The sequence below is a fragment of the Rhodanobacter sp. AS-Z3 genome, assembly GCF_029224025.1.
In the GTDB taxonomy this organism is placed as follows: Bacteria; Pseudomonadota; Gammaproteobacteria; order Xanthomonadales; family Rhodanobacteraceae; genus Rhodanobacter.
In genome coordinates this window covers 683,544-695,772 of the sequence record NZ_CP119392.1, presented here as the reverse complement: position 1 = coordinate 695,772, position 12,229 = coordinate 683,544, and the positions used below count along the sequence as shown (strand labels likewise).

The following is a 12,229-nucleotide window of genomic DNA, read 5'->3' as shown; positions in this document are numbered from 1 at the left end:
ATGTCCAGCCAGACTTCCACCCCGGCCGAGAATACGGCCGCCCCGACGCCCTCCGCGCCGCCGAAGAATTCACGCGGCATCCTGTTGCGCCTGCTCGGTGCCGTCGTGGTGCTCGCTGCGATCGCCTGGACCATTTGGTACTTCGTCGATGGCCGCTGGTATGAAAGTACCGACGACGCCTACATCAACGGCAACGTGGTGCAGATCACCCCGCAGGTTCCCGGCACCGTGGTCAGCATTGGCGCCGATGACGGCGATCTGGTGCATGCCGGCGACGTGCTGGTGCAGCTCGACCCCAGCGACGCGGATGTGGCGTTGGCCGAAGCGAAGGCCAACCTGGCCAACACCGTGCGCAAGGTACGCGGCCTGTATTCCAGCGTAAACGGTGCGCAGGCCGACGTGGCTGCGCGCAAGACCGCCGTCGACAAGGCCCGCGCCGATTACAACCGCCGCGTGGCATTGGCCAAGTCCGGTGCGATCTCCACCGAGGAACTGGCGCACGCCAGCGACGCGCTGACCACGGCAGAAAGCAGCCTGATCACTGCTCAGCAGCAATACCAGACCAGCAAGGTGCTGGTGGATGACACCGTGGTCTCGTCGCATCCCGACGTGCAGGTTGCAGCCGCCAAACTGCGTGCTGCCTACCTCAACGATGCCCGCGCCAGCCTGGTTGCGCCGGTAGACGGCTATGTGGCCAAACGTTCGGTGCAGGTTGGTCAGCGCGTGCTGCCCGGCGCCGCATTGATGGCGGTGGTACCGCTGCACGGCGTGTGGGTGGACGCGAACTTCAAGGAAACCCAGCTGACCAAGATGCGTATCGGCCAGCCGGTGGAAATCGAGTCGGACGTCTACGGCAGCGCGGTGAAGTACAAGGGCAAGATACAGAGCCTCGGCGTCGGCACCGGCAGTGCGTTCTCGTTGTTGCCGGCGCAGAACGCCACCGGCAACTGGATCAAGATCGTGCAGCGCATTCCGGTGCGCGTGGTCTTCGACGACCCGGCCATGCTCGACAAGCACCCGCTGCGGCTGGGCATGTCGGTGGCGGTGGATGTGAGCCTGCACGACCAGAACGGCCCGACCCTGGCGCAGAAATCACCCACCCAGGCAGCCTTCAGCACGGACGTCTACAAGCAGCAACTGGTTGCCGCCGACGTGGCTATCAAGCAGATCATCCACGCCAACATGGCTGGCGGAAAATGAATCCGTAGGAACGCGCTGGCGGGCGATGCCCTTGTCCTGATCCCGATCGGATGCGGACATCGGTACCCGAGCATCACCCGCCAGCGGGCTCCTACCCAGACGATCCCATTCGATGACCACTCAATTCCGTCCACCCAATCTGGCACTGAGCACGATGGGCCTGTCACTGGCCACGTTCATGCAGGTGCTGGACACCACGATTGCCAACGTGTCGTTGCCGACGATTGCCGGCAACCTGGGCGTCAGCAACAACCAGAGCACCTGGGTGATTACGTCGTTTGCGGTGAGCATGGCGATTTCGCTGCCACTGACCGGCTTCCTCACCCGGCGCTTCGGCGAGGTGCGGTTATTCACCACGTGTACCTTGCTGTTTGCGCTGACCTCGTTCCTGTGCGGCATCTCGCAGAGCATGGAAATGCTGATCCTGTTCCGCGCGCTGCAGGGCGCGGTGGCCGGGCCGATGTATCCGATCACGCAAAGCCTGCTCATCGGCATCTATCCGCCGGCCAAACGCGGCATGGCACTGGCGTTGCTGGCGATGGTCACCGTGGTGGCACCGATCGCCGGTCCGATTCTGGGCGGCTGGATCACCGACAACTATTCATGGCCGTGGATCTTCTTCATCAACGTACCGATCGGCATCTTCGCCAGCATGGTGGTGGCCAACCAGCTGCGCGGCAAGGTTGAAAAGACCGAACGGCCAAAGATCGACTACGTCGGCCTGATCTCGCTGATCATCGGCGTGGGTGCGTTGCAGATCGTGCTGGACAAGGGTAATGACGAGGACTGGTTCAACTCGCCTTTCATCGTTGTCACCGCGATCATTTCGGCGATCGGCGTAGCGGTGTTCCTGATCTGGGAACTGACCGACAAGGATCCCATCGTCAACCTGCGGCTGTTCCGCCACCGCAATTTCACCGCCGGCACGATTGCGCTGGTGCTGGCCTATGCAGCATTTTTCTCGATCGGCCTGCTGGTACCGCTGTGGTTGCAACGCAACCTGGGTTACACCTCGACGTGGGCCGGCTTCGCCACCGCACCGATCGGCGTGCTGCCGGTACTGCTGACCTTCTTCGTCGGCAAGTACGCCAGCCGCGTGGATCTGCGCTGGCTGGCTTCCATTGCGTTCGTGGTGATGGGCGTGACCTGTTTCATGCGTTCGGACTTCTTCATCGGCATCGACTTCTACAGCGTCGCCATGGTGCAGTTGCTGCAAGGACTGGGCGTGGCTTTGTTCTTCATGCCGATCCTGACCATCCTGCTATCGGATCTGCAGCAGAACGAGATTGCCGCCGGCTCGGGGCTGGCGACTTTCCTGCGAACACTTGGTGGCAGCTTCTCGGCATCACTGACGACTCTGCTGTGGGAGCGGCGCGCGGTAGCTCATCACGAACAACTGGCCGAACACATCAGTGCCTACAACCCCACCGCGCAGGCCGCACTGACTCAGCTCGGCCATGGCGACACCCAGACCGCCAGCAGCCTGATCAACAACATGATCACCCAGCAGGGTTACCAGATTTCGTTCAACGAAGTGTTCCACGCATTGGGCTGGATCTTCATCGCACTGGTCTTCGTGACCTGGCTGGCCAAGCCACCGTTCAGCCCCAAGGCCGGCCCGGCCGCTGGCGGCCACTGACTACCGCGACGTTGGATCCAACGCTTGACGCACGACAACGCGGCCACTGGAATCGTTCGCTCCGCCAGACAGGCATGAAAAACCCCGGCGCGTTGGCCGGGGTTGGGGACCACCGGTTTTGGAAGGCTATTTCGAGGCGGCGGTGGATTGCAGCGTCGGACTGTCCAGATCCAACGCGGTGGACTCCAGCAGCACAGCTTTCGGATGCGTCTTGCGAATATCCGCGGCAAATTTGGAAGCGTCGCCCACCACCACCACGGTGCCGGCGCTGGACGCCAGATGCTGGGCAGCGTACTTCTCGATCTGCTTCGGCGTAACCGCCTGCACCTGGGCAATGTATTTGCCGATTTCGTCCAGTGGCACACCATAGACGGCCAGATCACCGACCTGGCTGGCCAGTCCGGCGGTGGTTTCCAGGCTACGGCCGTAACCGCCGATCAGCGTGGCCTTGCGGGCGGCGAGCTCCTCGGCGGAAACCTTGCTGCTGCCCAGTCGCTTGAACTCACCCAGCATCAGTTCGACCACCTGCGGCGCCGACGGGTTCTTGGTCTGCGCCGAAGCCAGCCACATGCCGGCATCATGCAATGGCATCAAGCGGCTGGTGGCGCCGTAGGACAAACCGCGCTTGATGCGAATTTCCTCGTTGAGCCGCGCCGAGTACGAACCACCGAGTACGGCGTTGGCCACGGTGCCCGCGTAATAGCCCGCGTCCGCACGCGACGGCGCGGGGTGAGCGGCAACCACACCCGCCTGACCGGCACCTTTCTGGTCGATCAACAGCAGCGCAGGAAGCTGGCCGGCATGCAGTCCTGCAGGTCGCGCCGGCAGCGGCGTAGTCGGCTTGACCCAGTCACCAAAACTGGCCTGCGCCAGTTGCTGCGCCTGCGCCGGCGTGATGTCGCCAGCCAGGATCAGGATGGCGTTGTCGGGTCGATACAAAGTCGCGTGCAACTGCTTCACGCTGGCCTGGGTGATACGCGCCAGCGAGTTGGGCGTGCCGCTGCGCGAATGGCCGTAAGCACCGTCGCCAAACACACCACGACTGGCGGCGAACGAAGCCAGCGTGGTCGGCTGGCTCAGCATCAGGTGCAGGTCATCCAGCGCCTGGGCACGGGAGCGCTTCAACTCGGCTTCGCTGAAGTCCGGTTGACGTACCACCTCGGACAGCAAGCTCAACGCTTGCGGCAATTTCGGTGTGGTCACGGTGATGCCAACCGCGCTTTCATCCCAGCCAGCACTGGCATTGAGCGAACCGCCCAGCGCTTCCGCGGCGGCGGCAATCTGCGGCGCGCTCTTGCCAGCGGCACCCTTGGTCAGCAGGTTGGCGGTGAGGTCGGCCAGACCGGCCAAAGCCTGCGGGTCCATCTCGCCACCACTGCGTACCACCAGTTGTGCGGTAACCAGCGGCAGGCCGGCACGACGCACGCTGATCACGCGCAAGCCGTTGGCCAGCGTTTGCGAGGACGGCGTCGGCACCGTCAGTTTCGGTGCCGGCCCCGGTGCCGGCGGCGCGATCGGAAACGTGGCGGCGAGCAGGCTGCTGCTGGCAAGCAGCGAGGCCGCCAGCACGGTAAGGCGGAGATGCTTCATCGAACGGCTCATTTCGCTGCTCCCGTGGCGGCGGCCGGCGTGGCTGCGGCAGCCTGCGGCAGGTAGTCGATGGTGACGCTATGCGCACCGGTAACGTATTTCTGCAGCACGCGATGGACGTCTTTCTCGGTGACGTTCTGCAACGCGCCAAGGTCGCTGTTGACGCGCTCGACGTTGCCGTCGATCAGGCTCGCCTGACCCAGCGCGAAGGCCAGACCTTGCGCGGTCTGGCGCTGCTTCAGCGCGGCGGTGAGCAATTGGGTCTTGACCTTGTCCAGTTCGGCGCGCGGAATCGGCTGAGTTGCCAGCCAGATGATTTCTTCGTGCAACAGCTTCGCCGCCTCGGCCGGCTGATGGCCGCTGGCAAGAATCGCGTAAGCGGTGAACAGGCCCGGACCCACGCGACTGTCGGCGTCGGCACCGGCCTCCTGGGCCACCTGATGGCGATACACCAGCGACTGGTACAGCCGCGAGGATTCTCCCTGCGACAACAGCGCCGCAGCGACTTTCAGGGCAAGACTGTCGGCGCTGTTGGACGCCGGTGGAATCAACCAGGTCATCGCCACGCCGGGTAGCGGCGCGGTTTCACTGGTGACCGTGTAGCTCATGTCCTTCTGGCGTTCCGGCTCCTTCGCGGTGACCTGCGGGATCGGCGTGGCCGGCTTCGGAATCCACGCAAAATACTGGTCGACCCATGCATCGAGCTGCTTCGGATCGAAGTCACCCGCGACGATCAAGGTGGCGTTGTCGGGACGATAGAAGGTGCTGTGGAAATCGATCACGTTCTGCAGCGACGCGGCTTCCAGATCTTCGATGCTGCCGATGGTCGGGCGCTGATACGGATGCACCGTGTACGACTTCGGATCGATCGAGTTGAACAACTTGCCGTACGGATTGGCCAGCACGCTCTGGCGGTATTCCTCTTCCACCACCGCGCGCTCGGACTTGAAGTTTTTCTCGTCCACATTGAGGTTGGACAGCCGGTCGGCCTCGGCCCACAGCAAGGTCTGCAGGTGGTTGCTGGGCACGATCTCGAAATAATTGGTGACGTCGTCACCGGTTGACGCGTTGTTGGCGCCGCCCACGTCCTCGGTCAGCCGGTCGAACTGCTCGGCTTTCATGTGCTTGGTGCTTTTGAACATCAGGTGTTCAAACAGATGCGCAAAGCCGGAGCGCCCCTGCGGGTCGTCCTTGGAACCGACGTGGAACCACATCTGCACGGCCACATTGGGACTGGCGTGATCTTCCACGCTGAGCACCTGCAGGCCATTCGGCAGGGTGCGCTGGTGATACCGGATGGGCGGAACGGCAAGTTCCGCCGCGCGGGCCGGGGCCGCCATCGCGGTGGCGGCAAGCATGCCCAGGGAAACCAGCAAGGTGGCCGAACGTAGACGCTTGATCATCCGTAGTCCTTTCGGGTGGAAAGCGTCAACCATAGCAAGGCCGACTGCGTAGGCGGTCAAATCGACGCGCTTGCGATATTTCACCCGGGTGATATTGACATCGAATTCAAACGGTATAGAATCCGCTCCACAATTTTACCCGGACAAATTCATGTCGCTTCACCCGAGCCGCTCCTGCATCGCGTTCGATGGTCCACATCGGATCGCCCAAGGCCCGTTGGAGGAGGTCGCGCGCATCACGAAACTGCATCAAGACGCGGGTACCTCCGGCCCCTTGCTGGTGTTCGACGATGCCGACAGCCATCCGATCGAGCTCGACCTGCGCGGCAGCGTCGACGACGTGCTGGCGCGTCTCATCCCAGCGACCGCCGCGATTGAGCCGGTCAGCCGTGGCCCCGGCCGCCCGAAGCTGGGCGTGGTGCCGCGTGAAGTGACCTTGCTGCCGCGCCATTGGGACTGGCTGGGCCAACAACCCGGCGGTGCTTCGGCGGTGTTGCGCAAGTTGGTCGAGCAGGCCATTCGCCGGGGCGGTGCGAAGCAGCGCGCGCGCGGGGCGGTGGAATCAGTCGACCGCTTCATGCGCGTGATGGCCGGCGACGAGGCTGGCTACGAGGAAGCTTCGCGTGCGTTCTACCGTGGGGAGCGCGCGTTGTTCGACACCTTGATTGCCGCGTGGCCGACGGATGTCCGCGAACACCTTCAACAGCTGGCGGCGATCGCCTGGGATGAACAGGAAGATGCCACCGCGCCAGCCTGATCACCCGCGCAAATCGGGGTTGAGTCCACCAGCGCGCACTTCGCGTACTATGTCATACCGATAAGTCATTTGACCGGATGGATGGCGATTTCCATGGAACGCCTTCATCGACCTCCAACCCCCGGATTCCCATGTCGTCAACTACTCGCAACGCCCTCGCGCTGACCGAAGGGCCGGTCGCCCGCAGCCTACTGCTGTTCTCGCTGCCGATACTCGGCGCGAACGTATTGCAATCACTGAATGCCTCGGTCAACGCGATCTGGATCGGCCACTTTCTCGGTGAGGCGGCGCTGACCGCCGTGTCCAACGCCAACCTGATCCTGTTCTTCCTGTTGGGCGTGGTGTTCGGCATCAGCATGGCCAATACCATTCTGGTCGGTCAGGCGGTGGGCGCGCGGAACATGGATCAGGTCAAACGCGTGGTTGGCACCAGTACCGGCTTCTTCGTGGTCCTGTCGTTGACCGTGGCGATCCTCGGCTACGTGTTCACCGGCGACATTCTCGACGCGATGGGTACGCCAGCGGACGCCCAACCGTTCGCCATCGCCTACCTGCGCGTGATCTTCCTCGCACTGCCGGCGATGTATTTCTACAGCTTCCTGATGATGACGCTGCGCGGCGCCGGCGACTCGCGCACGCCGTTCTACTTCATGCTGCTGTCGGTGGGCCTGGACATCGCATTGAACCCGCTGCTGATCTTCGGCTGGGGACCGGTACCTGAAATGGGCATTGCCGGCTCGGCGGTGGCTACGCTGATTGCACAAACGGTCGCCCTGGTCGGACTGGTGGTTCATCTGTACCGTCGCAAACATTTCCTGTGTCTGTATCGCGGCGAACTGCACTATCTGAAACCCGACTTCACCCTGCTGAAGGCGCTGATGCTGAAGGGCCTCCCGATGGGCTTGCAGATGGTGGTGATCTCGTCCTCGGCGCTGGTGATGATCAGCATGGTCAACGCCTACGGCTCGCAGACCACCGCCGCTTACGGTGCCGCTTCGCAATTGTGGACGTACATCCAGATGCCGTCGCTGGCGGTGGGCGCGGCGGTGTCGTCAATGGCCGCGCAGAACGTGGGCGCGCAGCGTTGGGACCGCGTCTCGCGTATCGCCGGCGCTGGCGTCTGGTACAACTTCGTGCTGACCGGCGCGCTGGTGGCCGTGGTCTACCTGTTCAATCGGGGCGCGCTGGGCATCTTTCTGCCCGATGACGGCGTGGCGATCAGCATTGCCCAGCACCTCAACGCCATCGTGGTGTGGTCGTTCTTGTTCTTCGGCCTGAGCTTCGTGCTGTTCGGCGTGGTGCGTGCCACCGGCGCGGTGATGGCGCCGCTGATCATCCTGGCCATTGCGCTATGGGTGGTCCGCGTACCGTTCGCCCTGCTGTTGCGCGACCACTACGGCGCCGATGCGGTGTGGTGGAGCTTCCCGCTGGGCTCGGTGGTGGCGGTGGTGTTGGCAGCCGCCTACTACCGCTGGGGCAGTTGGCGCCACGCGAGCATGCTCAGTGGTCACTCCCAGCAGGCTGCAAGCACCGGCCTGGATGTTCCGGCCACGGCGCTGGAGTCGTTCGCACCGAAAGCGGCGGAAGGCGAGGCATAAGACCGGTCAATGTGGTCATTGCGTCAGTCCAGCGGCATCCACAGCAGCCGTCGAGCGTGTAGTCACAATCACCTACGCAGCCGTGCATTCCATGCGCTAACACTCTGGCGGTATTCAACAGGTAGGAACGCCTCCGGGATGGCGTTCTGGAACCACCTCACATGGCATGATGGCAAGACGGTTGCTGCGCCCCTCTTGATAGAGACTGCGCGGGTTTCCTGAAGCCGCGGCCACTCCGCCGCGCCATCCAGCCATCGATGCGGAACTGACTTCATGACGTCCACAGTCCGCCCCAAGTCAGTGCTCGCCAACCACAACTTCCGTTTGCTGTTCGGCGGCAGCACGATCTCGATGCTGGGCGACCAGTTCACCCTGCTGGCGTTGCCCTGGCTGGTGTTGAAGCTCACCGGCAACCCCGCAGCGCTGGGCCTGGTGCTGGCCACGATGGCCTTGCCCCGTGCGTTATTCATGCTGATCGGTGGCGCCATGGTGGATCGGTTGTCACCACGGCACGTGTTGCTCGCCGCACGCGGCGCGAACGCCCTGCTGGTCGCCCTGCTCGCCGTACTGGTATTGCTGGGCGACATCCAGATGTGGCTGGTCTACGCGATCGCGCTGGGGATTGGCTTGTCCACCGCGTTCGCCTATCCGGCCGGTTCGGCGATCCTGCCGCAACTGGTACCGAGGGATCAATTGCAGAGCGCCAACGCGTTGGTGATGGGCATGCGTCAGCTCAGCATGTTCGTCGGGCCGGCACTGGCTGGCGTGGTGATCAGTCTGGGCGCGCACCGCACCCACGGACAATCGCTGCAGGATGCGCACGGCTTGGGGCTCGCCTTCAGCATTGACGCGATCAGCTTCGCGTTCTCGTTGGGCTCGTTGTTTTTCATCCGCATCCACAGTGACTTTCAACCCAAGCCGGCGGTGGGCAGCGTACTTTCCAACGTGGCCAGCGGCGTGCGGATGATCTGGGCCGACTTGCCGCTGCGTGCCTTCATTCTCTATGCAGCGGTAGTCTCGGTATTTGTCGGTGGCCCGATCCAGGTCGGCTTGCCGGTCTTGGCCGACACCCGCATGGATCTGGGCGCCGCCTCGCTGGGCATTCTGATGACCGCCAATGGCGGTGGCATGCTGCTGGGAAGTTTCCTTTCGGGCATCGCCAGCCGCTATGTGCGCGGGCGACTCGGCCTGATGGTGCTGACCATCGACAGCGTCGTCGGCGTGGCGCTGGCCTTGCTTGCACTGGCGCACAGCACGTGGACCGGCGCCGCGCTGCTCGCCGGCACCGGCATGCTCGCCGGCATGGCACAGATCGCCATCATCAGCTGGATTCAGCGCCGCGTGGCACCCGAGATGATGGGCCGGACCATGAGCGTGTTGATGTTCACCTTCATGGGTTTGGGTCCAATCTCGGCAGCGATCGCGGGCAGCCTGCTGAAAGTGATCTCGCTGCCCAGCCTGTTCGCCGGCGCCGGCTTGCTGCTCACCACCATCGCGCTGCTCTGCATGACCAACCCGGCCTTGCGCAGCATCGGCGCTGCGCCGACAACACACTCCACCTGAAAGCTCGCGCGGTGACAAAGCTGGTTCCAGATTCGCGTGGCAACCTGTTCTGCCGCCGCGCAACTCAGTCGAGCGGCGCCGCCATCACGAGCTTGTCCACGGGATAACCACGCTGGCGGGCACGATCGCGAATTTCGCGGAACTGCGCCGCAGGCATGGATGGCTTGCGCGAAAGTACCCACAGATACTTGCGGCTGGGGCTGCCCACCACGGCCCATTGGTAATCCGGGTCCAACTCGACCACCCAGTAATCCGCCCAAACCCACGGCAGCCAGGCGAGCACGCGCGGCGCGAAACGCACTTTCAAGGCACCGCGCTGACCTTGCACCCGCTTCGCCACGCCATCGGATGCGTCCATCTTCCCATCGTTTGTGCGGCAAGCGTTGTGCACGCCGATCGTGCCATCGGGGTTCGCGGTATAGGTCGCGGTGATCTGATCCACGCACTGGCGCTGGAAAAACATCGGCAGGTGTGCGATTTCATGCCACTGCCCGGCGTAGCGCTGCAGGTCGAGAGAGCCCACGGGTGCATTGGCCGGAACGGACGCTGCCGAAGCCGTCGTGAGCATGGCGGTGGCGAGCGCAAAGGCGGTGACGCATCGGGACATGAACGTTCTCCGGGTGACGCCGTCAGGCTGTCAATTCGCGCGTTGCTGCAGCGTGAAGTCGCTATGGCGAGCCGCTTGCTGAACACCAACATGTCAACGCGCCGAGCACATTCGCGTCACTGTCTCACCACTGCCAGACGTCTAAAACGGAGGTCGTCTGCGCTGAAGCAGTCGACCAATCGGAGAAACCGCATGGACAAGAATCGAACCGAAGGCACCAAGCACGAAGTGAAGGGCGCCATCAAGGAAACCGTGGGCAAGGTCACCGGCAACATCGGCAAGCAGGTGGAAGGCAATATCGAAAAGAACGTCGGCAAGGTGCAGCACGCCGTCGGCAAGGCGGCGGACAAACAACGCGACGCTGACAAGCATCATCACGCGTAACCGCTTCATCGTTGTGTGTAGCAGAAGGCCGCGCTGAACATGCGCGGCCTTTCGCTGCGTGCAGCAGCAACGAAGTCACACCGCGCGAAACCCAGCCGTGGAAGCTAGCCTGACCTTGCCCGCTTCGCATCGAGGCTATGCTTACCAACATGCGTAATCTTCATGTGGTCATCGCCACCGTCGGCTCGCTTGGCGACCTTTTTCCGTTCCTGGCCGTCGGCCAGGAACTGCGGCGGCGTGGACACCGCGTCACCATCGCCACGCATGCGTTGCATCGGTTGCCAATCGAACAGTCTGGACTGCTATTCGCCGACGCCAGCGGCATGGTGGAACCGGAGGATCGAGCGGCCTTCACCGCCCAGGCATTCCATCCATGGCGCGGCCCGCGCTTCGTCGTGCACGACGTCGCCGCGCTCGACGTGCGCGACAGTTATCAGAAGTTGCTTCCGATCTGCGCCGATGCTGATGTACTGGTAACCAGCACGCTGGCGTTCGCCGCGCAAATCATCGGCGAGCAAGCTGATGCCGAAGGGCGACTGGGCTGGTTGTCCGCGGTACTTGCACCCGCAGGATTTGTCTCTGCTTACGATCCGCCGGCCAGCGGTATCGGCTGGCTCGATCGGTTCCTGCGCAGCTCGCCCCAACGCGGCCGCTGGCTGTCACGCATTGCCATACGCATCACCCATCCGTGGACCGCGCCGGTGCGCGCACTGCGCCGCGAACTCGGCTTGCCGGCGCAGTCGCCGCTGGGCGATCCGTTTCATCGTGGCCAGCATGCACCGCGTGGCGTACTGGCCATGTTTTCGCCACTGCTCGGCGAGCCACAGCCGGACTGGCCAGCCAACGTCACCCTCACCGGTGCCGCGCGCTACCAGCAAGCCATGATGCCGAACCCTGCGCTGGAAACCTTTCTCGACAGTGGCCCGCCACCCGTGGTCTTCACGCTCGGCTCTGCCGCCGTGCATGCGAACGCCAGCTTTTTGCGCGAAAGCGCGAAAGCGGCGCAACAACTCGGCCAACGCGCGATCTTGCTCACCGGCTCGCCGGAAATGCGCGCGCAACTACCGCACGATCTGCCGACCAGCATCCTCTGCGTCGACTACGCCGCCCACGCCGACTTGTTCCCGCGCGCCGCGGTCATCATCCATCACGGCGGCATCGGCACCAGCAGCGAAGCGCTGCGCAGCGGCCGGCCCATGTTGGTGGTGCCGCATGGCTTCGACCAGCCGGACAACGCGGCACGGCTGCAACGATTAGGCGTCGCCGAGACCTTGCCGGCACGCCGCTATCGGGCGGATCGTGCGGATCGTGCGGCGGCATTGTTGCAGCAACTCCTTACCCACCCGCACTATCGGAACGCCGCAGATCTGGCTGCACGGGAAATGCAAAATGAGGAGGGTGGAACGGTGGCTGCCGACGTGATCGAAAAGGCGCTGCGCATTTAGATCAGCGAAGAAGTTGGGGACAGACAGCTCGGGCTTGTTTTCC

The 12,229-nt window shown here is 63.5% G+C and carries 10 protein-coding genes; 7 read left to right on the top strand and 3 right to left on the bottom strand.

The genetic code is table 11. The features are described from left to right. Both PY254_RS02960 and PY254_RS02955 read left to right on the top strand, forming a co-directional pair. Window positions 1-1,200 (top strand): HlyD family secretion protein, encoded by a 1,200-nt coding sequence (locus tag PY254_RS02960; protein ID WP_281013986.1) that lies wholly within the window; start codon window positions 1-3, stop codon window positions 1,198-1,200. A gap of 112 nt (window positions 1,201-1,312) precedes the next feature. Beyond that, window positions 1,313-2,839 (top strand): DHA2 family efflux MFS transporter permease subunit, encoded by a 1,527-nt coding sequence (locus PY254_RS02955; protein ID WP_281013985.1) that lies wholly within the window; start codon window positions 1,313-1,315, stop codon window positions 2,837-2,839. Window positions 2,840-2,965: 126 nt separating this feature from the next. On the opposite strand, the gene PY254_RS02950 is transcribed toward PY254_RS02955, so the two are convergent. After that, window positions 2,966-4,429, bottom strand: coding sequence for a M16 family metallopeptidase (locus PY254_RS02950; protein ID WP_281013983.1), 1,464 nt, complete (start codon window positions 4,427-4,429; stop codon window positions 2,966-2,968). Between the two features lie 8 nt (window positions 4,430-4,437). Next, the gene (locus PY254_RS02945; protein ID WP_281013982.1) at window positions 4,438-5,832 is read right to left on the bottom strand and encodes a M16 family metallopeptidase; all 1,395 of its coding nucleotides are present in this window, start codon (window positions 5,830-5,832) and stop codon (window positions 4,438-4,440) included. Window positions 5,833-5,983: 151 nt separating this feature from the next. Between PY254_RS02945 and PY254_RS02940 the strand changes: the two genes are divergently transcribed. From PY254_RS02940 to PY254_RS02930, 3 genes are all read left to right on the top strand, one after another. After that, a complete protein-coding gene (locus PY254_RS02940; RefSeq protein WP_281013981.1) occupies window positions 5,984-6,589 on the top strand; it encodes a DUF2239 family protein in 606 nt (201 codons plus the stop codon). Between the two features lie 131 nt (window positions 6,590-6,720). Beyond that, window positions 6,721-8,187 carry an MATE family efflux transporter gene (locus tag PY254_RS02935; RefSeq protein WP_281013980.1) on the top strand — a complete coding sequence of 489 codons (1,467 nt, stop codon included), beginning with the start codon at window positions 6,721-6,723 and terminating at the stop codon, window positions 8,185-8,187. 273 nt (window positions 8,188-8,460) lie between these two features. Beyond that, window positions 8,461-9,750 (top strand): MFS transporter, encoded by a 1,290-nt coding sequence (locus PY254_RS02930; protein ID WP_281013979.1) that lies wholly within the window; start codon window positions 8,461-8,463, stop codon window positions 9,748-9,750. A gap of 64 nt (window positions 9,751-9,814) precedes the next feature. On the opposite strand, the gene PY254_RS02925 is transcribed toward PY254_RS02930, so the two are convergent. Further along, window positions 9,815-10,318: a lipocalin family protein gene (locus tag PY254_RS02925; protein ID WP_281015138.1), complete on the bottom strand. Its 504-nt coding sequence runs from the start codon at window positions 10,316-10,318 to the stop codon at window positions 9,815-9,817. Window positions 10,319-10,549: 231 nt separating this feature from the next. On the opposite strand from PY254_RS02925, the gene PY254_RS02920 reads away from it, so the two are divergent. Continuing rightward, window positions 10,550-10,741: a CsbD family protein gene (locus PY254_RS02920; RefSeq protein ID WP_281013978.1), complete on the top strand. Its 192-nt coding sequence runs from the start codon at window positions 10,550-10,552 to the stop codon at window positions 10,739-10,741. Window positions 10,742-10,890: 149 nt separating this feature from the next. Further along, window positions 10,891-12,186: a glycosyltransferase gene (locus PY254_RS02915; RefSeq protein ID WP_281013977.1), complete on the top strand. Its 1,296-nt coding sequence runs from the start codon at window positions 10,891-10,893 to the stop codon at window positions 12,184-12,186. Window positions 12,187-12,229: the final 43 nt, after the last annotated feature.

What these genes read in the sequence shown, in the direction of transcription:
- PY254_RS02960 (WP_281013986.1), top strand. Translation starts at nt 1, where the DNA reads ATGTCCAGCCAGACTTCCACCCCGGCCGAGAATACGGCCGCCCCGACG.
- PY254_RS02955 (WP_281013985.1), top strand. Translation starts at nt 1,313, where the DNA reads ATGACCACTCAATTCCGTCCACCCAATCTGGCACTGAGCACGATGGGC.
- PY254_RS02950 (WP_281013983.1), bottom strand. Translation starts at nt 4,429, where the DNA reads ATGAAGCATCTCCGCCTTACCGTGCTGGCGGCCTCGCTGCTTGCCAGC.
- PY254_RS02945 (WP_281013982.1), bottom strand. Translation starts at nt 5,832, where the DNA reads ATGATCAAGCGTCTACGTTCGGCCACCTTGCTGGTTTCCCTGGGCATG.
- PY254_RS02940 (WP_281013981.1), top strand. Translation starts at nt 5,984, where the DNA reads ATGTCGCTTCACCCGAGCCGCTCCTGCATCGCGTTCGATGGTCCACAT.
- PY254_RS02935 (WP_281013980.1), top strand. Translation starts at nt 6,721, where the DNA reads ATGTCGTCAACTACTCGCAACGCCCTCGCGCTGACCGAAGGGCCGGTC.
- PY254_RS02930 (WP_281013979.1), top strand. Translation starts at nt 8,461, where the DNA reads ATGACGTCCACAGTCCGCCCCAAGTCAGTGCTCGCCAACCACAACTTC.
- PY254_RS02925 (WP_281015138.1), bottom strand. Translation starts at nt 10,318, where the DNA reads ATGCTCACGACGGCTTCGGCAGCGTCCGTTCCGGCCAATGCACCCGTG.
- PY254_RS02920 (WP_281013978.1), top strand. Translation starts at nt 10,550, where the DNA reads ATGGACAAGAATCGAACCGAAGGCACCAAGCACGAAGTGAAGGGCGCC.
- PY254_RS02915 (WP_281013977.1), top strand. Translation starts at nt 10,891, where the DNA reads ATGCGTAATCTTCATGTGGTCATCGCCACCGTCGGCTCGCTTGGCGAC.